Raw genomic sequence first — 20,935 nt, forward strand, 5'->3', positions numbered from 1 at the left:
TGTCTTGACGTGTTTTCAAGTGATGTTTCGCAATTACTCACTGATCGTAAATGCTTCGACGTTGGCTTCATTTTCCGCGTTTGTCTCACTTTCTATTGTTTGTACACCGTCACTCGGTAAGTCCACTTCAACAGGTTCCATTTCGCCATATTGGAACCCTTTAATGACTTGTTTTACGCCAGAGATATTACGCGCGATTTCTGTCGCTCGCTCGCCTTGCTCTGGTGTGACATAACCAAACAGAAAAACGTCGCCGTCTTCGGTGATCACTTTAACCTTAACGCCATTGAGTTCAGAGTCGGTCAGCAAGGCTGATTTTACTTTGGTTGTGATCCAACTGTCGTTGCTAATTTGAGTGACAGTGAGTGGCTCTTTTTGTTTGATTTGATTGTGTATGACTTTCACACCACTAACTTCTCGAGCTCTTCGCTCTAAAGCATGGATAAGGTCTTGCGTTGGAGCCTGACCCATAAGAACAACCGTACCGTTATAGGAGCTGGCAACCACACGAACCTCACCTTTAAACGGCGCCTTATTCCCGATCGCCGCAACTTCGAATTCGATGTTGTTGTCCTGCCAAATTTGTTTTGTACTGCGTGTGTCCGTGACAATATTTGCTGTGGTTGCAGCGCCAGCGATAAACAAGCCAGCGCAACCACTTAAACTCAATGCTGTTAATAAGATAACGAGGCTACGTATCATAATTCTGACCCTCAGTCTTGGTTACTCTTCATGAGCAGGGAAAAGCACCTGGTCAATAAGATCACAAAGACAATGGAGTGTCACCATATGTACTTCGTGAATACGTGCAGTGCGGTGTGATGGAATGCGAATTTCGACGTCGTTCTCACCAAGCAGGCCTGCCATCTCACCGCCATCTTTTCCTGTTAGCGCGATAATCGTCATGTCTCGAGTTACGGCCGCTTCCATCGCTTTGATAATATTTTTGCTGTTACCGCTAGTCGACATGGCAAGCAGAATGTCGCCTGGCTGGCCAAACGCTCGTACCTGTTTTGAGAAAATTTCCTGGTAGTGGTAGTCGTTTGCAACAGCGGTCAGGGTTGTATTATCGGCTGTTAAGGCCATTGCTGGCAGGCTAGGGCGCTCAGTTTCAAAACGGTTTAAAAGACAAGAAACAAATTGTTGAGCGTTTGAAGCACTGCCGCCATTACCACAACATAAAATTTTGTTGCCATTGAGCAAGCTTGAGACCATCGCTTGGGCCGCGTGAGTAATGGCATCGGGCAGCGCCTCTGCTGCTGCGATTTGAATTTGAATACTTTCTGTAAAGCTGTCTTTAATGCTGTCTAGCATCGCTTATCCTTCAGAGATTGCGTTTTCTATCCAGTTGATATCTCGCCCATTGTCATGAATAGCGATGACATCAAACCGATAATCGATATTGTGTTTTAAGCGCTTTTGTTGGCTAAGCCAAACTTGTGCAGTTTTGATTAGCTTGCGCATTTTTGCGTGCGTTACCATTTCTGCTGCTGAGCCAAAGTGATCGTTCTTACGGTATTTGACTTCAACAAACACGATAGTTTCACCTTGTTGGAAGATTAAATCAATCTCACCGACCTTGGTCAGGAAATTTTGTTCAATAAAGCGCAAGCCCTGGCGTTGCAAATAGTGCTTCGCCAGAGCTTCATATTGATTTCCGATTTGGCGCTTACTAAAGAGCCCCACGCTCAGCCCAGCTCAATTCACGCTGTACAACACAGTTGTTGTCGATACTTAAAATACCGGTTTGGCCACCGACTGAGTAACCAGGAACGACCTTCATTTGTGGAAGTTCACCGATCAATTTATATGCATCCATACCGAGAGCTTTCAAACGTTTTTCCATGTTAGATTGCTCTGACCAAAGCTCGTTCATTTCAGCGGTCACGCTAGGATCTGGGTCAATCAGCAATGGAATGTCGCTGTAGATGATGCCTGTTAGATCTTCGTATGTCGCGCCGCCACTGTTGCTACGCGAACTAGAGAAGATTTGTGGTGCTTTCGCATCAGGGTTAATCGCTACTTCGATAAACGGCTTGATCAAAGTCAGCTCAGTGCTTCTAGCTACGATATAAACCGCATCAACATCACGACGGCTACGTGGCTGTGTTTCAAGCTTAATTCGCATTAATGATTGCATTTGGGCGATACGCTGCTTGCTCTCTTGCAGGCCAAATACTTCATTGATGTCTTTTTGAAGTTGGCGCTTGTCACCAAAGTAACTTGCTGCGACTTTGTTAGAGCTGTACTTTCGCCATTCTTTGTTGAAAGCCTCAGTTACACGCTCTCCAAAGCTGCCTTTTGGTGCAAGAATAAGAGGGAAGTTGTAGCCTTCGCTGAACAAGTGTTTTGCAGCTTGTGCAGCTTCTTGTTCCGGTGATAATGCCAAGTAGCAAATATTGCTATCTGGTTGCACATCCTCGGGGATATTTAGCGCAAGGGCTGGAATGGTAGGGCCATTTGCTGAGCCATCCATGGTTGTGTGCAACAACTCCACGTTCTCTTTTTCTAGAGGGCCAACAACAAAATCGATGTTTTCATTGATCAAGCGTTGTTTAATTTGGTCAGCGTTATACGCATTGGTGTCAATCACCGTAAGTGTTGCACTAGGATCTCGATTACGATCATTCATCATCGCAAACACAAAACCATCACGAATTAATTGCGCTTGTGGCGAGAACTTACCCGTCAGCGGCAGCAATAAAGCAGTATTGTTTGGCTTCACGATATCAAGAGAGAGAATGTTTTGAATCTCTTCTGGTGTATAGATAGCAGCAGGGTGCGAAGGATTTTCGCTTAACCAGCGCTCTAGCGTATTTTTAAGTTGGGACAGGTTGCCCGATAGCGTTTTTGCATAAACAGCCAGCTGAAGCCAGCCGTCTAGAACATCCTCATTCGGCTCTGTTTCTAATGAGGTGAGTTCATATTCTGAGTAGCTGCCAAAGTTCATCCAAATACGGCTAGAGATTTCCCTCTGCTCTGCTGACGAGGCGTATTGACCAAATGCAACCAGCTGGCGGTTTGCTTCAAACGCTTGGTTAAGGCCTTGATAAGCGTCGGCACGCATCAAGTAATAGTCTTTCCATTGCTCGTTTGGCAATTTCCACCAAGGTTTAAAGTTTAACAATTGCAGCAACTGCGAGTAATTACCTTGCTTTTGCTGTATGGTCGCACGCGCCAGTTGCCACTCCGCTTGCTGAACTTCGGTCAACTGTTGTCGAGCCAGACGTTTGATCAACAGTTCTGCTTGATCAAACTGGTTCGCTTGAATAGCGGCTTTGGTTGCCATGATCAACCAGTCATTTTGTAAACTGCCTTCCGTGCTATCAGCTTGGATCATATAGTTCTGAACAGACTGAGTAGGCTCAAGTGTTACATCAACGCCATCAGGCTGTCTCGGGCCTGAAGAACAGGCGGCGAGCGTAATTGCTAGTGCAACAGGAGTAAGTATGCGTGGTACACTGAGTCTCTTATGGTTAATCATTGCCGTGAGTTCTCTATAATTTTGTACAAAATTGTCTCTATATTAATCGTTGAAGTGATGGTAAACAAATGACAGATAAAAATAAGTTGCCGAATGAGGGGCCAACTCTCTATATCGTACCGACTCCAATCGGAAATTTAGCGGATATCACCCAACGTGCTATCGAAATTCTGTCGACGGTGGACATCATTGCTGCTGAGGATACTCGACATACGGGTAAATTACTGTCTCACTTCAATATTCAAACCAAAACTTTTGCTCTGCATGATCACAATGAACAGCAAAAAGCACAGGTTTTGGTAGAAAAGCTGCTTTCCGGTCAGTCTATCGCGTTAGTTTCTGACGCTGGTACGCCACTTATCAGCGACCCAGGATACCATTTGGTGACAAAATGTCGTCAAGCGGGCGTTAGAGTTGTGCCGCTTCCTGGTGCTTGCGCGGTCATTACGGCGTTAAGTGCATCAGGCTTGCCATCCGATCGCTTTAGCTTCGAAGGCTTTTTACCACCGAAAAGCAAAGGCCGTAAGGATAAATTCCTAGAGATTGCTTCGGTAGAGCGTACGTGTATTTTTTACGAGTCACCGCACCGTATTTTGGACTCTCTACAAGACATGTTAGACGTTCTTGGCCCAGATAGAGAAGTCGTGTTGGCGAGAGAACTAACGAAAACCTTTGAAACCATTCAAGGTATGCCATTAGGTGAGTTAATTGAGTGGGTGAAAAGTGACGATAACCAACAGCGTGGCGAAATGGTATTATTGGTACATGGTCACCGCGAAACCGCGGACGATTCATTGCCAGATGATGCCTTGCGTACATTAGGGATTTTAACCAAAGAGCTGCCTTTGAAAAAAGCAGCGGCTTTGGTGGCAGAAATTCATAACTTGAAGAAGAATGCGTTGTATAAGTGGGGCTTAGAAAACTTAGACTAAGCACTGCTAACGAGACACATGGTAAAGCGGGTCGATGTGAAAATATCGGCCTTTTTTAGGCTCAATGTTTGATGGTTAGGTTAAAAAAACACCACTCAATGCATTCATTTCATCATATCTGTGATCTCACTAGACTCTGAGTAGATAACTCTATACAATCCGCCCTCGGAGTTGACTGGGTAGTCGCTGCTTTACTGATGTCCTTCGGGAGACTGACGTTGAAGTCCTTTGGGAGACTGACGTTGACGTCCTTCGGGAGACTGGTAAAGGGGAGGAAAGTCCGGGCTCCATAGAGCAGGGTGCCAGGTAACGCCTGGGAGGCGCAAGCCTACGACAAGTGCAGCAGAGAGAAGACCGCCGATGGCCCTAGGGCACAGGTAAGGGTGAAAGGGTGCGGTAAGAGCGCACCGGACGACTAGCAATAGTTCGTTGCAGGGTAAACTCCACCCGGAGCAAGACCAAATAGGCCTCCACATTGCGTTGCTCGCGTAAGGAGGCGGGTAGGTTGCTTGAGCCAGTGAGCGATTGCTGGCCTAGACGAATGGCTACCGCCGCGCAAGCGGAACAGAACCCGGCTTATGTGTCGACTCCAACTATTCGAGACCCATCACTACTTTTTGTAGTGATGGGTTTTTTGCATTTTATTGACGCAAACCCTGTCATTACCAATAAACTTGGCGTTAAATCACGTCTGACTTTAGACTTGAGGTGGCGATGATGTGGGAAATCAGTACACTATGGTAGGTTGATCTTTTGCTATAAATATTCAGCATGAGAGAGCAACATATCTTAAAATCGCTTCAAGATCATTCAACGAGAAAGCTATGACCGAAACCTTCCAACATATTTCCGTGTTATTAAATGAATCCATTGATGGCCTAGCTATCAAACCAGACGGTATCTATATCGATGGAACATTTGGCCGTGGCGGTCACAGCCGGACTATTCTATCTAAACTCGGAGAAAACGGCCGACTGTACAGTATCGATCGTGACCCTCAAGCGATAGCTGAAGCAGGCAAAATCAATGATCCTCGCTTCACCATCATTCATGGTCCATTTTCTGGTATTGCTGAGTATGCTGAAGAGTATGACTTGGTTGGCAAAGTTGATGGCGTTCTACTGGATTTAGGTGTTTCTTCTCCGCAGTTAGACGACGCAGAGCGTGGCTTTAGCTTTATGAAAGACGGCCCGCTAGATATGCGTATGGACCCAACATCAGGTATTCCCGTATCTCAATGGCTAATGGAAGCTGACTTAGATGATATTACCTGGGTGATTCGTGAGTTTGGTGAAGATAAACACGCGCGCCGCATTGCCAAAGCGATTGTTGCCTACCGTGAAGACGAAGAAAATGAACCACTGGTACGTACTGGCCAGCTCGCGAAGCTGATCTCAGATGCTGCACCCAAAAGCTTTAAAGAGAAAAAACACCCTGCGACTCGTGCGTTCCAGGCATTTCGTATTTACATCAACAGTGAGTTAGAAGAAATTGATACGGCATTAAAAGGCGCGGCAAGTATTCTGGCTCCTGAAGGTCGTTTATCTGTCATCAGTTTCCACTCTCTGGAAGACCGTATGGTCAAACGTTTTATCCGTAAAGAGAGCAAAGGACCTGAAGTGCCACACGGCATTCCAATGACTGAAGAGCAAATTCGTGCTCTTGGTAGTGCGAATATGAAAGCGGTGAGCAAAGCGATTAAGCCAAGCAAACAAGAAATTGAAATGAACCCTCGTTCGCGCAGCTCTGTGCTAAGAATTGCAGAAAAGCTTTAATTATTATGACGAAACCCACTCCTAACCTTGCTAAGTTGATTGCAACGGATCTTATCAGCGTTGGTCGCTGGCCTTTACTGTTGTTGCTATTGATCGTGGCATCGGCAATGGGAGTGGTATTTGCTACCCACCATGCGCGTCAAGCGATCACCGAAAAAGATCACACTTTGGTTGAACGAGAGCGTTTAGATAGCGAATGGCGCAACCTGATGTTGGAAGAAACGGCCCTCGCGGAACACAGTCGTGTTCAAGACCTTGCCAAAAAAGAACTTGAAATGAAACGACCTGATGGCGATAAAGAAGTGGTTGTCACGCTCAAATGATTAGAAAGAAAACCAACACGAAACCAAGCAACAAGCGTAAACCTGTCGCGAAAGAAAAAAACGCTTCGGGGGATACGAAAACCGAGAAAAAAGCAGTAAAAGTGGAGGTTGAAGAATCCTTTCTGATTCGTTGGCGCTTCCATCTATTACTGTTTTTTGTCTTTTGTGCATTTGCACTTTTGGTGGCGCGCGTAGCCTATATTCAAATCATTGAACCGGATAACCTGATTAAACAAGGTGACCTACGCTCGGTTCGTGTGAAATCCATTCCTTCTGCACGCGGTATTATTTCGGACCGAAATGGTGAGCCGCTCGCTGTCAGTGTGCCTGTTGAGGCCGTTTGGGCGGATCCCGCGACGATATTTAAAGAAAATGCCTTAAGCCAGACCAAGAGTTGGTATGCATTAGCGGATGTTCTTGGTGTTGACCGACAAGGGTTGATAGACAAGATCAAGCACAATGAAAAGCGCCGCTTTATTTACTTGCAGCGCCAAGTGAGTCCAGCCATGGCGAACTATATTCGTGAGCTAAAGCTGCCTGGTGTGGGTCTTAAGTCAGAATCTCGTCGTTACTATCCTGCCGGTGAGGTTAGTGCTCACTTAGTTGGGGTGACGGGGATTGATGGACATGGTCTAGAGGGTGTTGAGCGTAGCTACGATGAGTGGCTTACTGGCGCCGCAGGTAAGAAAACTATTCGTAAAGACCGTTATGGTCGCGTCGTAGAAAACATTGCGTGGCAAGACAAGCAAGAAGGTAAGTCACTCCAGTTGACAATCGACCAGCGCCTACAGGCGATTGCTTATCGTGCGATTAAACAAGCCGTTGCGGACCATCGCGCCACATCAGGCTCCGTTGTTATGTTGGACGTGAAAACCGGCGCCGTATTGGCCATGGTGAATGCGCCTTCCTACAACCCTAACAATCGTAGCGACTGGCAAAGCTATAAAATGCGTAACCGAGTGATCACGGACTCGATGGAGCCAGGCTCCACCATTAAGCCTTTCGTTATTTTAGCCGCCTTAGAAAATGGGGTAGCCGATAAAGATACCATCGTAGATACCGGTAATGGTGTACTTCGTTTAGGTGGTAGCCGAGTAAGAGATGTATCCCGCGTGGGTAAAGCGAGCTTGACCACGATCCTCAAAAAATCGAGTAACATTGGTGTGACGAAGCTGGCAATGCAAATGCCAGTAGAGGCGTTGCTCGGTCTGTACAGCTCTGTGGGCTTTGGTGAGCTTTCTGGTCTGAACCTCGTTGGGGAAGTGACTGGTATCTTCCCGACACGAACACGATGGTCTCCTATTGAACGTGCCACGATTGCGTTTGGTTATGGTCTATCGATAACGCCAATCCAGTTAGCGCATGCCTATGCGACGCTTGGAAATCTCGGCAAATACGAGCCAATCCATATTATCGAAAGCAATGATCATGACATGTCGCGCCAAGTAGTGAGTGCAAAGTACGCACGCCAGGTCTTGGACATGCTGGAAACCGTAACCCAAAAAGGAGGCTCGGCTCGTCGAGCGGCAGTTCCTGGTTATCGAGTGGGAGCCAAAACAGGTACCTCACGTAAAGCGTCTGCAGGTGGATACAGCGATGAGTACATTACTTATACGGCAGGGCTTGCTCCGGTTAGCGATCCGCGAATTGCATTGGTTGTGATCGTAAACGAGCCTCAAGGTGATGATTACTATGGTGGTTCGGTAGCGTCTCCTGTCTTCTCTGAAATCATGAAAGGCGCGCTACAAATACTCAATGTTGCACCAGACGAAAACAAATTCCAGCAGTAAGCCGAGTGGCTTACTGAGCAAACAAAATTAAGAAAACCTGAGCCAAAGCTCGGAGAACAAATATGACTAAAGCCATCAGTATGGACGTGCTACTTTCCCCTTGGGTGGATTGCCCCAGCTTATCGTCCGTTCTTGTTTCTGAATTGGAGCTCGACAGCCGAAGAGTTCAGCCTGGAACCACGTTTGTTGCGGTGATTGGCCATGTTGTGGATGGGCGTAACTTCATTGCTTCTGCCATTGAGCAAGGCGCCAATGCGGTTCTAGCGCAAGCCTGTGATGTAAAAGCACACAGCACGATGGAAATCATCGATGATGTTCCCGTTATTTACCTCGATGCGTTGGATCAACGTTTATCTGCAATCGCTGGAAAGCTCTATGCTTACCCAGATATGGATTTGATTGGTGTCACCGGCACCAACGGCAAAACCACCATAACCCAACTAATTGCACAATGGCTAGAGCTACTTGGCCACAAAGCGGCAGTGATGGGCACGACAGGAAATGGTTTTCTCGATAATTTACAGCAAGCCGCGAATACAACAGGGAATGCTGTAGAAATTCAGAAAACGCTCTCCTCTCTCGCAAATCAACAAGCCACATACACCGCGCTAGAAGTCTCTTCTCATGGCTTAACGCAAGGCCGTGTCAAGGCGTTGTCGTTTGCGGCGGGTGTGTTTACTAATCTAAGTCGTGATCACCTAGATTACCATGGCACGATGGAAGAGTACGCCAATGCAAAGCTGGGGTTGTTTACACAACATCAATGTGAACGTGCCATTATCAATGTCGATGATGAGGTCGGTCATACATGGGCGACGCAGTTAAGCAATGCGATTGCGGTGTCACTTAAACCGAACACTGAGTTTGAAAGCGCAATTTGGGCGAGAGATGTCCGTTACGCGGAGTCGGGGATTACTATCCAATTCGATGGTCAATTTGGTTCAGGTCAATTGCATGCGCCACTGATTGGTGAGTTTAACGCAACCAACTTAATGCTCGCTTTTGCGACTTTATTAAGCTTAGGTAAGGATAAACAAGCGTTACTCGAAACTGCAGGTCAGTTGCAACCTGTACTCGGCCGAATGGAGTTATTCCAAACAGAGGATCGTGCCAAAGTCGTGGTCGATTATGCCCATACTCCTGATGCACTAGAAAAAGCACTGCAAGCTTTACGAGTTCACTGTGAGGGGCACCTGTGGGCTATTTTTGGTTGCGGAGGCGATCGCGATGCAGGTAAGCGCCCAATGATGGCGGAAATTGCAGAGCGTCTAGGCGACAGAGTGGTGTTGACTGACGATAACCCACGCAGTGAAGATCCGGTTCAGATTGTAAAAGACATGCTATCCGGGCTGTCAAAACCTGCCGAAGCGATTGTGCAGCATGACCGCTTCAAAGCACTGTCTTATGCCATTGAGAATGCTTCGCCAAAAGACATCATCTTGTTAGCGGGTAAGGGCCACGAAGATTATCAAATTCGGAATGGCGAAACGATTCATTACTCCGACCGTGAGTCTGCTGTGCAGCTTTTAGGATTGTCCTTATGATCAAAGTAACGTTATCTCAAATTGCCAACATCACTCGCGGTGAGCTATTCGGCGATGATCTACTTATCGACGCGGTTTCTACTGATACACGAGCGATTGACAACGGTGCTTTATTTGTTGCGCTGGTGGGTGAGCGCTTTGATGCGCACAACTTTTGCCAACAAGCGGTGGATGCAGGCGCAGGTGCTTTACTCGTACAAAAACGTCTAGATGTGAATGTGCCACAAGTCGTGGTGTCGGACACCAAAATGGCACTGGGTGAGTTAGCCTCTTGGGTGCATCAAACTTGCCAAACATCTACCGTTGCCATCACAGGCAGTTGTGGTAAAACGACCGTCAAAGAAATGGTCGCGAGCATTCTGCAATTGAAAGGCAAAGTGCTGTTTACTGCAGGTAACTTCAATAATGATATTGGTGTTCCGTTGACGTTATTGCGCTCACAGCAGGATGACGACTATGCCGTGATTGAGCTTGGTGCTAATCATATCGGTGAAATTGCTTACACAACGCAGTTAGTAAAACCAGATATCGCGTTAGTGAATAATGTAGCCGCCGCGCACCTTGAAGGCTTTGGTTCTATTGATGGCGTGAAACAAGCCAAAGGTGAAATTTACCAAGGTCTTGCTGCAGGTAGTATTGCGATTGTCAATTTAGACAGCAATGGCGAAACAAAGTGGGAAAGCGTGCTGGCGGATAAGGAAGTTATCACCTTCTCACAAAGTAATTCTACGGCTGATTACTATGCATCAAATATCGTGATGAATGCCGCGGGAGAGGCCAGCTTTAACCTACATATCGCAGCAAGCTCACAAGAAATTGAACTGTCTCTGGGTATTATAGGTCAACACAACGTGGCGAATGCAATCGCAGCTTCTATTATTGCGTTACAAATGGGCGCCACATTAGAAGAGGTTCGCGCTGGCCTTAAACATTTAAACAAAGTGAAAGGTCGCGTCGAGGTTGAAGCGCTGAGCGAAAAAATCAAATTGATTGATGACAGCTACAACGCAAGCGTGCCAGCCATGAAAGCGGCGGTTGACTTATTAGCTGCTTTCCCAGGTCAGCGTTGGCTGATTTTAGGTAATATGGCGGAATTGGGCGAGGAAAGTCTTGCACTTCATCGTCAAGTCGGGGAACATGCTGCCCCACAAAAATTTGAACATGTTCTCACATATGGTGCAGACGCCAAGGTGATCAGTGAGCTTTGCCAAGGCATTCATTTTGAGACGCACCAAGAGATGATTGAATACATCAAGCAGCATCTAGACCAAGCCGTTCCTGAAAACCATACGATTTTGGTGAAAGGAGCGAACGGTGCACGTATGTTTGAAGTCGCTGCTGCTTTGAAGGAGTATTATTAATGATTATTTGGCTTGCCGAGCTGCTACAGCCATACCTGTCTTTTTTCCGATTGTTTGAATACTTGTCTTTTCGAGCAATTCTAAGCGTATTAACCGCTCTGGGTCTGTCATTATGGATGGGACCAATCATGATCAAGCGTTTGCAAATGCTGCAAATTGGTCAGGTAGTACGTAACGAAGGTCCTGAATCTCACTTTAGTAAGCGTGGTACTCCAACTATGGGCGGTATCATGATCTTAGCGGCCATCTCAATCACAATCTTGCTTTGGACTGACTTATCCAACCCATATGTATGGGCGGTCTTGACGGTTTTGCTTGGCTACGGTGCAGTCGGATTTGTTGATGATTATCGTAAAGTGGTGCGCAAAAATACCGATGGTTTGATCGCGCGTTGGAAGTACTTCTGGCAATCGTTGATCGCGTTTGTCGTGGCTTTTGCATTGTACGCTTACGGTAAAGACACTGCAGCCACTCAGCTCGTGGTGCCATTCTTTAAAGACATCATGCCGCAACTTGGTTTGATGTACATTATCCTGACTTACTTTGTGATTGTCGGTACGAGTAACGCGGTTAACCTGACCGATGGTCTAGACGGTTTGGCAATCATGCCAACGGTTCTTGTTGCTGCAGGCTTCGCGGTTATTGCATGGGCGACGGGTAACGTTAACTTCTCTGAATACCTTCATATTCCATACCTACCACATGCTTCTGAGTTGGTTGTCGTATGTACAGCAATCGTGGGTGCGGGCCTTGGTTTCTTGTGGTTTAACACGTATCCAGCACAAGTGTTCATGGGTGATGTCGGCTCACTAGCGCTTGGCGGCGCATTAGGCACTATTGCTGTTCTCGTTCGTCAAGAGTTGGTGTTGGTGATCATGGGCGGTGTGTTTGTGATGGAAACGCTGTCGGTAATTCTACAGGTGGGTTCATACAAACTGCGTGGTCAGCGGATCTTCCGTATGGCACCGATTCACCACCACTACGAATTGAAAGGTTGGCCAGAACCTCGCGTAATCGTGCGCTTCTGGATTATTTCTATGGTTCTTGTTCTGATTGGTCTTGCGACATTGAAAGTGCGTTAATCGCACTTTCCAAGAACAAGATTTACAGTGTGATCAAATATGGAACGTTGGCAAAACATACATAGTGTTGTCGTCGTAGGGCTCGGTATTACCGGGCTCTCTGTCGTTAAACACCTAAGAAAAAATCAGCCACAGCTTGTGGTCAAAGTCATTGATACTCGTGTAAACCCTCCAGGTGCAGAGCGCTTGCCGGAAAGTGTTCAACTGCATAGTGGTGGTTGGAATACAGACTGGCTTTCTGACGCGGATCTTATCGTGACCAACCCTGGTATTGCGCTAGCGACACCAGAGATCCAAGCCGTATTAGCAAAAGGCACGACAGTAGTTGGTGATATTGAGTTATTCGCCTGGGCGGTGCAGAAGCCTGTGATTGCGATTACGGGCTCAAACGGTAAGAGCACTGTCACCGATCTCACAGGCGTGATGGCCAAGGCCGCGGGTTTGGATGTTGGCGTTGGTGGCAATATCGGCGTTCCTGCCTTGGATTTACTAGAACATGACGCAGACCTATATGTGCTTGAACTCTCAAGCTTCCAGTTGGAAACAACGTCAAGCTTAAAGCTCAAAGCCGCTGCGTTTCTGAATCTTTCTGAAGATCATATGGACCGTTATCAAGGCATGTCTGACTATCGACAAGCCAAGTTGCGTATTTTTGATCATGCTGATCTCGCGGTAGTGAACCGTGATGATCAAGAAACCTTCCCAGATGCAGAGATGCCATTGGTGACATTTGGCAGCGACAATCAGGACTTTGGTCTCGAGGTGGATGGCAATCGCACTTGGCTGCTCGATCACGGTCAACGAGTCGTCGCAAGTGATGAGCTTAAGTTGGTTGGTAAACACAACTTATCCAATGCATTGGTCGTTTTAGCGCTCTTAAAGGCTGCGGGCGTTGATTATCACAACGCATTGAATGCACTTAAAAATTACACGGGACTGACACACCGATGCCAGGTGGTTGCGGATAATCAAGGCGTAAAATGGGTGAATGACTCTAAAGCAACTAATATAGCCAGCACTATGGCTGCGCTATCTGGTTTGGAGTCGACAGGTAAGCTCTACTTGCTCGTTGGTGGTGTTGGCAAAGGTGCTGACTTCTCGCCATTAAAACCGATCTTCGCGACGCTTAACTTGCAACTGTGCTGCTTTGGCGCTGATGGCGATGACTTTATGCCACTGCATGAATCTGCAATACGTTTCGACACCATGGAAGATGTGATTCAACAAGTATCTTCGCAGTTAAAACCAGGCGATATGGTGATGCTGTCTCCAGCATGTGCTAGCTTTGATCAATTCGACAACTTTACGGCAAGAGGCGATGTCTTCGCTGCCCTTGCTCAGAAATATGCATAATTAAAGGTTACACACTTCGTGGGTTTAGGTAACGTTAAACGCAGTATTGGCAATTGGCTCAAGCATCCAGCCCCAGAGGCGATGTTTGATCGTCAGCTAGTGTGGATTGCACTGGGTTTGATGTTGACGGGGTTGGTGATGGTAACCTCTGCATCATTTCCGATCAGCTCACGATTAACCGAACAGCCGTTTCACTTTATGTTTCGTCACGCGACGTTTCTTGTGCTGGCGCTAGGGACATCCGCTGTTATTTTGCAAGTGCCTTTGCAAGAGTGGTTTAAGAAAAGCCACTACTTACTTTGGGCTTCTTTTGCACTGTTGATCATCGTGCTCTTGGCGGGTAAGTCGGTTAATGGTGCGTCTCGTTGGATTCCCCTTGGGCTGTTTAACCTTCAGCCAGCAGAGGTCGCGAAGCTATCGCTGTTTATCTTCATGTCTGGTTACTTAGTTCGAAAGCAAGACGAAGTACGACAAACCTTCTTTGGTGGCTTTATGAAGCCAATCATGGTGTTTGCCTTCTTCGCAGTATTACTGCTTGGTCAGCCAGACTTGGGTACGGTCGTCGTGATGCTAGTAACACTGTTTGGCATGCTGTTTATCGCAGGCGCAAAACTGACTCAGTTTCTCGCGTTGATGGTGGCAGGTATCGGCGCTGTGGTAGGTTTGATTTTAGTCGAACCATACCGTATGCGACGAGTAACCTCCTTCCTTGACCCGTGGGAAGACCCATTTGGCAGTGGCTATCAGTTGACTCAGTCTTTGATGGCGTTTGGTCGTGGTGAATGGTTCGGTCAAGGTCTCGGTAATTCAATTCAAAAACTGGAATATCTACCGGAAGCGCATACCGACTTTGTGTTTGCCGTACTTGCTGAAGAGCTCGGTTTTGTTGGCGTTGTGTTGGTCTTAATGTTGATTTTTAGCTTAGTGTTAAAAGCGGTTTACATAGGCAAGCGTGCGTTTGAAGAAGGCGAAATGTTCGGCGGTTATCTGGCTTTCGGTATCGGTATTTGGTTTGCGTTCCAGACCTTGGTGAACGTTGGTGCTGCAGCTGGTATCGTACCAACCAAAGGTTTAACACTTCCGCTAATCAGTTATGGTGGTTCCAGTCTGATTATTATGTCCGTCGCAGTGTCCATATTACTGCGTATCGATTACGAATGCCGCTTGAAACGCGAGCAACAACAATCAGAACAACAAACTAATGAAACAAAATAAACGTTTGATGGTGATGGCTGGTGGTACTGGCGGTCACGTATTCCCAGGGTTAGCCGTAGCAAAACAGCTGCAAGAGCAAGGCTGGGAGATCCGTTGGTTAGGCACGGCGGATCGAATGGAAGCGGATTTGGTGCCAAAACATGGCATTGAAATCGATTTTATCAAAGTGAAAGGGTTACGAGGTCAAGGCGTAAAGCGTCTGCTTGCAGCTCCATTTCAAATTATTAATGCCATCATGCAAGCTCGCGCGCACATGAAGCATTGGAAGCCCGATGCCGTGTTAGGTATGGGGGGGTATGTGAGTGGCCCCGGTGGTATTGCGGCTTGGTTGAGCGGTATTCCTGTTGTTCTGCACGAACAAAACGCGGTTGCGGGTTTGACAAACCAATGGCTATCAAAAATTGCTAAGAAAGTCTTTCAGGCCTTTCCTGGCGCGTTCCCTAATGCTGAGGTAGTCGGTAACCCAGTTCGTGAAGACCTAACAAGATTAGAAGCGCCTGCAGAGCGAATGCAAGATCGCCAAGGCCCAATTCGTATTCTGGTGATGGGCGGTAGCCAAGGTGCACGCATTCTTAACCAAACTCTGCCAGAAGTGATGGCAAAGTTGGGCGGTGATTACTGTATTCGTCATCAAGCGGGCAAAGGTTCCGCCGAAGAAGTGAACGCCGCATACCAAGCTAATGGTGTGGTAAATGCAGAAGTCACAGAGTTCATTGACGACGTAGCAGAGGCTTATGCATGGGCTGACCTTTTAGTTTGTCGTTCAGGGGCGTTAACCGTTTCTGAAGTATCAGCGGCAGGCGTAGGGGCTATCTTTGTTCCTTTTATGCATAAAGATCGCCAACAAGCACTGAATGCCGATCATCTAGTAGAATGCGGCGCAGCGAAAATGATTGAACAACCAGACTTAACCGTTGAGTCTTTGACTCAGCAGATCCAACAATTGGATCGCCAAGCTTTACTTACGATGGCTGAGCAAGCGCGTGGCGCTGCTAAATTGAATGCCGACCGAGTTGTCGCACAAGCCATTGTCGCTTTGACCGAAAAGCGTTAACGAATTATTGAGAATAGAATTGATGACAATCCAACATACACAAGACTTAGCTCAGATTCGCGCCATGGTGCCAGAGATGCGCCGCGTGAAATCCATCCACTTCATCGGTATTGGTGGTGCGGGCATGAGCGGCATTGCAGAAGTGCTGTTGAATGAAGGCTATCAAATCACGGGTTCTGACTTATCAGAAAACCCTGTGACAGAGCGTTTAGTATCAAAAGGTGCGACGGTATTTATCGGGCACCAAGCTAGCAATGTTGAAAAAGCCAGTGTGGTTGTGGTTTCAACCGCTATCAACGAAGAAAACCCAGAAGTGATGGCGGCACGTGAGTTACGTATCCCTATTGTACGTCGTGCTGAGATGCTCGCTGAGTTGATGCGCTTCCGTCATGGTATTGCCGTTGCGGGCACGCACGGTAAAACGACGACGACGGCGCTCGTGACACAAATTTATTCTGAAGCCGGTCTTGATCCAACGTTTGTAAACGGCGGCTTGGTGAAAAGCGCAGGTACAAATGCTCGTTTAGGCTCGAGTCGTATTCTAATTGCTGAGGCGGATGAGAGCGACGCGTCATTCCTGCACCTGCAACCAATGGTAAGTATCGTCACTAATATTGAAGCCGATCATATGGATACTTATGGGGGTGACTTTGAAACGTTAAAGCAAACCTTCATTGATTTTCTACACAATCTACCGTTCTACGGCCAAGCTATTGTTTGTATTGATGATCCTGTGGTTCGAGAGTTAATCCCACGTATTAGTCGTCAAGTGATTACTTACGGTTTCTCCGCAGATGCTGACGTACGCATCGAAAACTATCGTCAAGAAGGTCAGCAAGGCAAATTTACGGTAGTACGTAAAGGGCGTGCCAACCTAGATATCACTCTGAACATTCCAGGTCGTCACAATGCACTTAATGCGTCGGCTGCGATTGCAGTGGCTACCGAAGATGACATTGAAGACGATGCAATTCTAAAAGCAATGGCCGGAACGCAAGGCACGGGACGACGTTTTGATCACCTTGGCGAGTTTGATACCGGTAATGGTCATGCCATGTTAGTGGATGATTACGGACACCACCCAACAGAAGTTGATGTGACCATTAATGCTGCGCGAAGCGGTTGGCAAGATAAACGTCTCGTTATGATTTTCCAACCACACCGTTATAGCCGTACTCGTGATCTATACGATGACTTTGCGAATGTTCTAGAGCAAGTTGATGTATTAATCATGTTGGATGTTTATGCCGCAGGTGAAAAGCCAATTGCAGGAGCTGATGGACGTTCATTGTGTCGCACAATTCGCAGCCGAGGTAAGGTAGATCCGATTTTTGTTCCAGAAATCGAGCAATTACCTTCAGTTTTAGCTAACGTTATACAAGACGGCGACCTAATCTTAACGCAAGGTGCGGGTGATGTTGGTAAAGTGGCGAAACAACTGGCAGGTCTTGAATTAAATATAAACAAGATGCTTGGTTAACATAGATTGTTGGCGCGAAGGACAGATAAAGACTCAGATCTCGATTTTGCGTCAATATCATTGTGATTTATTGCTATCAGTGTTTGATAGTTTACAAGAGCTCAGTATAATCCCAAGGTTAAAGTCAAGACTTTTACCTCTGCGTAATTATGTGGGTAAAAAGTACACGACAAAAGTCAGGAAACGAAGACGTTGTTGAATATTGCACTGAATGACGAGCGACCAAACACGGATAATAACCGTGGTCGCCAAGAGAAAATCTTGGGTGCGTTATTTTTCGTTATGGTTGTGACCTTAATTAGTTCTGTTTTGTACTCGGCGATCAGTTGGATGTGGGATGACCAAAGGTTACCTCTCTCCAAAATAGTACTTCAGGGAAAACTGGAGTATGTCCAAGCTGACGATGTGCAGGCTGCATTTAGTCGAATAGATCACATCGGTACATTTATGTCTCAGGATATTGATGTATTACAGCAAAGTGTCGAAGCTCTGCCGTGGGTGGCGCATGCCGCAATCCGAAAGCAGTGGCCGGATACAGTAAAAGTTTTTTTGACAGAGCATCAACCTGAAGCCATTTGGAATGGCAACGAACTGTTAGATAAAAACGGGTTTGTTTTTGATGGCGATGTGGCTCTGTTACAAGACGAAAAAGTGAAACTGTACGGACCCAAAGACAGCGGACCAGAAGTCTTACAGACTTACCGTGATTTGAGTCCTAAGTTTCAGCAATTGGGTTTAGCGATATCGTCTCTGGTATTAAACGAGCGACGAGCTTGGCAAATCATCCTTGATAACGGTATTCGATTAGAGCTCGGTAAAGAGTCTCTTCTTGAGCGTATAGAGCGATTTTTTAAGCTCTATAACAAGCTTGGCAGTGACACGCAAAGAATCAGTTATATCGATCTTAGGTACGATACAGGAGCCGCAGTTGGTTGGTTTCCTGAACAAGAGTTAGAAGAGAGTACAGATGACTAAGGCCGCTGATGACAACATTATTGTTGGTCTTGATATAGGCACTGCAACCGTATCGGCTCTAGTGGGTGAGGTTCTACCAGACGGTCAAATTAATATTATTGGCGCAGGTAGTAGCCCTTCACGTGGCATGGATAAAGGTGGCGTGAATGACTTGGAGTCGGTTGTAAAATCAGTACAACGTGCAATTGATCAAGCTGAATTGATGGCCGAGTGCCAGATCAGCCGAGTCTTCATTTCGTTGTCTGGTAAGCATATCGCAAGCCGAATTGAAAAAGGTATGGGCACGATTTCAGATGAAGAAGTGTCTCAAGAAGACATGGATCGCGCTATCCATACCGCAAAATCGATTAAAATCGGTGATGAACAGCGAATCCTTCATGTGATTCCGCAAGAGTTCACCATTGATTACCAAGAGGGAATCAAAAATCCGCTTGGTTTATCTGGGGTAAGAATGGAAGTAAGTGTCCACCTTATCTCATGCCATAATGACATGGCACGCAATATTATTAAGGCGGTAGAACGATGCGGCCTTAAAGTAGAGCAACTCGTATTTTCTGGGCTTGCTGCAAGTAATGCAGTAATCACCGAGGATGAAAGAGAGCTTGGAGTTTGTGTGGTGGATATTGGCGCCGGCACGATGGATGTGGCCATCTGGACTGGCGGTGCGTTACGTCACACAGAAGTATTTTCGTACGCAGGAAATGCTGTAACCAGCGATATTGCTTTTGCTTTTGGTACGCCAGTGAGCGATGCTGAAGAAATAAAAGTCAAATATGGCTGTGCTTTGAGTGAACTGGTCAGTAAGGATGACACGGTTAATGTACCAAGCGTAGGTGGGCGACCATCACGTAGTCTGCAACGTCAAACGTTGTCAGAAGTGATTGAGCCACGCTACTCTGAGCTTATGGGACTGGTTAACCAAACTATTGACTCTGTACAAGCGAAATTGCGCGAAGAGGGTATAAAGCACCATCTAGCTGCGGGAGTTGTACTCACCGGCGGTGCTGCGCAAATGGACGGAGTGATAGAATGTGCGGAACGCGTATTCCGCAATCAAGTAAGGGTCGGCAAACCGCTCGAAGTCAGCGGATTAACTGACTATGTAAAAGAGCCGTACCATTCTACGGCAGTTGGATTACTTCATTACGCAAGAGACATGCAGTCTAGCGACGATAGCGATTATAATGAACCTAAACGCTCATCTGTTACTGGCTTTTTCGATAAATTGCGTAACTGGATACAAAAAGAGTTTTAACCTGAGTTGCAGGATAAACGGAGACAACACATGTTTGAACCGATGATGGAAATGTCTGACGATGCAGTAATCAAGGTCGTTGGGGTTGGTGGCGGCGGTGGTAACGCCGTTGAACACATGGTGCGTGAATCCATCGAAGGTGTGGAATTCATCAGCGTCAACACTGATGCGCAAGCACTTCGTAAGACAAGCGTTGGCAATGTTATTCAGATCGGTGGCGATATCACCAAAGGTCTGGGTGCAGGTGCTAATCCACAGGTTGGCCGTGACGCAGCTCTCGAAGACAGAGATAGAATTAAAGATTCCCTAACTGGCGCCGATATGGTGTTTATCGCAGCTGGTATGGGTGGCGGTACAGGTACTGGTGCAGCACCTGTTATTGCTGAAGTAGCTAAAGAGCTTGGCATTCTAACTGTCGCGGTAGTGACAAAACCGTTCAGCTTTGAAGGCAAAAAGCGTTTGGCGTTCGCTGAGCAAGGTATCGATGAGCTGTCTAAGCACGTTGACTCTTTGATTACGATTCCAAACGAAAAGCTGCTTAAAGTACTTGGCCGTGGTGTCACGCTACTAGAAGCTTTTGCAAGTGCGAACGACGTTCTTAAGAACGCAGTTCAAGGCATTGCAGAGCTAATTACTCGCCCTGGCATGATCAACGTCGACTTTGCGGACGTAAGAACAGTAATGTCTGAAATGGGTCACGCGATGATGGGCAGCGGTATTGCTAAAGGCGAAGATCGTGCTGAAGAAGCGGCTGAAATGGCAATTTCTAGCCCACTTCTGGAAGACATCGATCTAGCGGGCGCTCGTGGTGTTCTTGTCAATATTACTGCAGGTCTGGATATGCGTCTTGACGAGTTTGAGACGGTTGGTAATACAGTGAAAGCATTTGCTTCTGACAATGCAACTGTTGTTATCGGTACTTCTCTAGACCCAGATATGACGGACGAAATCCGCGTAACAGTTGTAGCGACAGGTATTGGCAATGAGAAAAAACCAGATATCACGCTAGTTGCGGGTGGTAAAGCGAAAGTCGCTCCGACGCCGCAGGCTCAACCACAACAGCAAGCGGCGGCAACGCAAGCTGAAGAGAAACCGGCACAAACCTTGCAAAATAATCAAGTGCAAGAGAAGCCACAGGTAACTCCTCAGCCTACAAATACAGTTTCTTCTTCTCCAGCATCGTCGAGCCAAAGCTCTGCGGCTCCGAAGCAAGAGAAGGAAAGTGGTTATTTAGATATCCCGGCATTTTTGCGTCGTCAGGCTGATTAATCTTTAATCCATAAATTTGACATGGCTCAAAATTATGGTAGCA

Annotated in this window: 18 protein-coding genes and 1 other RNA gene; 15 read left to right on the forward strand and 4 right to left on the reverse strand. The window is 46.8% G+C overall.

From position 1 onward, the window contains the following. Positions 1–33 precede the first annotated feature (33 nt). The 4 genes from ACWPOD_RS13490 to ACWPOD_RS13505 are packed head-to-tail and all read right to left on the reverse strand — an operon-like array spanning position 34 to position 3,484. On the reverse strand, positions 34–702 hold the full coding sequence (locus ACWPOD_RS13490) for a BON domain-containing protein (RefSeq protein WP_054867253.1): 669 nt from the start codon (positions 700–702) through the stop codon (positions 34–36). A gap of 21 nt (positions 703–723) precedes the next feature. Further along, entirely contained in the window at positions 724–1,314 is a 591-nt protein-coding gene (locus ACWPOD_RS13495) for a phosphoheptose isomerase (RefSeq protein ID WP_005372901.1), read from the reverse strand. A 3-nt stretch (positions 1,315–1,317) separates the two neighbouring features. Beyond that, entirely contained in the window at positions 1,318–1,686 is a 369-nt protein-coding gene (locus tag ACWPOD_RS13500) for a YraN family protein (RefSeq protein WP_012842156.1), read from the reverse strand. Then, positions 1,673–3,484: a penicillin-binding protein activator gene (locus tag ACWPOD_RS13505; RefSeq protein ID WP_048626628.1), complete on the reverse strand. Its 1,812-nt coding sequence runs from the start codon at positions 3,482–3,484 to the stop codon at positions 1,673–1,675. Before ACWPOD_RS13505 ends, ACWPOD_RS13500 begins: the two co-directional genes overlap by 14 nt. Positions 3,485–3,552: 68 nt before the next feature. Between ACWPOD_RS13505 and rsmI the strand changes: the two genes are divergently transcribed. From rsmI to ftsZ, 15 genes are all read left to right on the forward strand, one after another. Beyond that, positions 3,553–4,416 carry a 16S rRNA (cytidine(1402)-2'-O)-methyltransferase gene (gene rsmI, locus ACWPOD_RS13510; protein ID WP_005396454.1) on the forward strand — a complete coding sequence of 288 codons (864 nt, stop codon included), beginning with the start codon at positions 3,553–3,555 and terminating at the stop codon, positions 4,414–4,416. Between the two features lie 167 nt (positions 4,417–4,583). Beyond that, positions 4,584–5,011, forward strand: an RNA gene (rnpB, locus tag ACWPOD_RS13515) — RNase P RNA component class A. 229 nt (positions 5,012–5,240) lie between these two features. Beyond that, the gene (gene rsmH / locus ACWPOD_RS13520; protein ID WP_006743238.1) at positions 5,241–6,191 is read left to right on the forward strand and encodes a 16S rRNA (cytosine(1402)-N(4))-methyltransferase RsmH; all 951 of its coding nucleotides are present in this window, start codon (positions 5,241–5,243) and stop codon (positions 6,189–6,191) included. A gap of 5 nt (positions 6,192–6,196) precedes the next feature. Next, a complete protein-coding gene (gene ftsL / locus ACWPOD_RS13525; protein WP_124008985.1) occupies positions 6,197–6,514 on the forward strand; it encodes a cell division protein FtsL in 318 nt (105 codons plus the stop codon). Continuing rightward, the gene (locus ACWPOD_RS13530) at positions 6,511–8,304 is read left to right on the forward strand and encodes a penicillin-binding transpeptidase domain-containing protein (protein WP_134647748.1); all 1,794 of its coding nucleotides are present in this window, start codon (positions 6,511–6,513) and stop codon (positions 8,302–8,304) included. Before ftsL ends, ACWPOD_RS13530 begins: the two co-directional genes overlap by 4 nt. 62 nt (positions 8,305–8,366) lie before the next feature. After that, complete coding sequence (murE, locus tag ACWPOD_RS13535) at positions 8,367–9,848, forward strand: UDP-N-acetylmuramoyl-L-alanyl-D-glutamate--2,6-diaminopimelate ligase (RefSeq protein ID WP_456231947.1); 1,482 nt, start codon at positions 8,367–8,369, stop codon at positions 9,846–9,848. After that, positions 9,845–11,209 (forward strand): UDP-N-acetylmuramoyl-tripeptide--D-alanyl-D-alanine ligase, encoded by a 1,365-nt coding sequence (locus ACWPOD_RS13540; RefSeq protein WP_301610486.1) that lies wholly within the window; start codon positions 9,845–9,847, stop codon positions 11,207–11,209. The genes murE and ACWPOD_RS13540 overlap by 4 nt, the downstream gene beginning before the upstream one ends. Further along, positions 11,209–12,291 carry a phospho-N-acetylmuramoyl-pentapeptide-transferase gene (gene mraY / locus ACWPOD_RS13545; RefSeq protein WP_005372931.1) on the forward strand — a complete coding sequence of 361 codons (1,083 nt, stop codon included), beginning with the start codon at positions 11,209–11,211 and terminating at the stop codon, positions 12,289–12,291. The genes ACWPOD_RS13540 and mraY overlap by 1 nt, the downstream gene beginning before the upstream one ends. A 39-nt stretch (positions 12,292–12,330) precedes the next feature. Continuing rightward, a complete protein-coding gene (murD, locus tag ACWPOD_RS13550) occupies positions 12,331–13,644 on the forward strand; it encodes a UDP-N-acetylmuramoyl-L-alanine--D-glutamate ligase (RefSeq protein WP_456231948.1) in 1,314 nt (437 codons plus the stop codon). Between the two features lie 18 nt (positions 13,645–13,662). Next, positions 13,663–14,859: a cell division protein FtsW gene (gene ftsW, locus ACWPOD_RS13555; RefSeq protein ID WP_005396444.1), complete on the forward strand. Its 1,197-nt coding sequence runs from the start codon at positions 13,663–13,665 to the stop codon at positions 14,857–14,859. Next, on the forward strand, positions 14,846–15,913 hold the full coding sequence (murG, locus tag ACWPOD_RS13560) for an undecaprenyldiphospho-muramoylpentapeptide beta-N-acetylglucosaminyltransferase (RefSeq protein WP_124008988.1): 1,068 nt from the start codon (positions 14,846–14,848) through the stop codon (positions 15,911–15,913). Before ftsW ends, murG begins: the two co-directional genes overlap by 14 nt. Before the next feature lie 22 nt (positions 15,914–15,935). Further along, positions 15,936–17,393, forward strand: coding sequence for a UDP-N-acetylmuramate--L-alanine ligase (gene murC / locus ACWPOD_RS13565; protein WP_005396442.1), 1,458 nt, complete (start codon positions 15,936–15,938; stop codon positions 17,391–17,393). A gap of 192 nt (positions 17,394–17,585) precedes the next feature. Further along, complete coding sequence (locus ACWPOD_RS13570; protein ID WP_456231949.1) at positions 17,586–18,368, forward strand: cell division protein FtsQ/DivIB; 783 nt, start codon at positions 17,586–17,588, stop codon at positions 18,366–18,368. Then, positions 18,361–19,623: a cell division protein FtsA gene (ftsA, locus tag ACWPOD_RS13575; protein ID WP_012842150.1), complete on the forward strand. Its 1,263-nt coding sequence runs from the start codon at positions 18,361–18,363 to the stop codon at positions 19,621–19,623. The genes ACWPOD_RS13570 and ftsA overlap by 8 nt, the downstream gene beginning before the upstream one ends. Before the next feature lie 30 nt (positions 19,624–19,653). After that, complete coding sequence (gene ftsZ, locus ACWPOD_RS13580; protein WP_012842149.1) at positions 19,654–20,892, forward strand: cell division protein FtsZ; 1,239 nt, start codon at positions 19,654–19,656, stop codon at positions 20,890–20,892. The last annotated feature ends 43 nt before the right edge of the window (positions 20,893–20,935 follow it).

This window comes from Vibrio sp. JZG120, from assembly GCF_053890955.1.

What these genes read in the sequence shown, in the direction of transcription:
- ACWPOD_RS13490 (WP_054867253.1), bottom strand. Translation starts at nt 702, where the DNA reads ATGATACGTAGCCTCGTTATCTTATTAACAGCATTGAGTTTAAGTGGT.
- ACWPOD_RS13495 (WP_005372901.1), bottom strand. Translation starts at nt 1,314, where the DNA reads ATGCTAGACAGCATTAAAGACAGCTTTACAGAAAGTATTCAAATTCAA.
- ACWPOD_RS13505 (WP_048626628.1), bottom strand. Translation starts at nt 3,484, where the DNA reads ATGATTAACCATAAGAGACTCAGTGTACCACGCATACTTACTCCTGTT.
- rsmI (WP_005396454.1), top strand. Translation starts at nt 3,553, where the DNA reads ATGACAGATAAAAATAAGTTGCCGAATGAGGGGCCAACTCTCTATATC.
- rsmH (WP_006743238.1), top strand. Translation starts at nt 5,241, where the DNA reads ATGACCGAAACCTTCCAACATATTTCCGTGTTATTAAATGAATCCATT.
- ftsL (WP_124008985.1), top strand. Translation starts at nt 6,197, where the DNA reads ATGACGAAACCCACTCCTAACCTTGCTAAGTTGATTGCAACGGATCTT.
- ACWPOD_RS13530 (WP_134647748.1), top strand. Translation starts at nt 6,511, where the DNA reads ATGATTAGAAAGAAAACCAACACGAAACCAAGCAACAAGCGTAAACCT.
- murE (WP_456231947.1), top strand. Translation starts at nt 8,367, where the DNA reads ATGACTAAAGCCATCAGTATGGACGTGCTACTTTCCCCTTGGGTGGAT.
- ACWPOD_RS13540 (WP_301610486.1), top strand. Translation starts at nt 9,845, where the DNA reads ATGATCAAAGTAACGTTATCTCAAATTGCCAACATCACTCGCGGTGAG.
- mraY (WP_005372931.1), top strand. Translation starts at nt 11,209, where the DNA reads ATGATTATTTGGCTTGCCGAGCTGCTACAGCCATACCTGTCTTTTTTC.
- murD (WP_456231948.1), top strand. Translation starts at nt 12,331, where the DNA reads ATGGAACGTTGGCAAAACATACATAGTGTTGTCGTCGTAGGGCTCGGT.
- murG (WP_124008988.1), top strand. Translation starts at nt 14,846, where the DNA reads ATGAAACAAAATAAACGTTTGATGGTGATGGCTGGTGGTACTGGCGGT.
- murC (WP_005396442.1), top strand. Translation starts at nt 15,936, where the DNA reads ATGACAATCCAACATACACAAGACTTAGCTCAGATTCGCGCCATGGTG.
- ftsA (WP_012842150.1), top strand. Translation starts at nt 18,361, where the DNA reads ATGACTAAGGCCGCTGATGACAACATTATTGTTGGTCTTGATATAGGC.
- ftsZ (WP_012842149.1), top strand. Translation starts at nt 19,654, where the DNA reads ATGTTTGAACCGATGATGGAAATGTCTGACGATGCAGTAATCAAGGTC.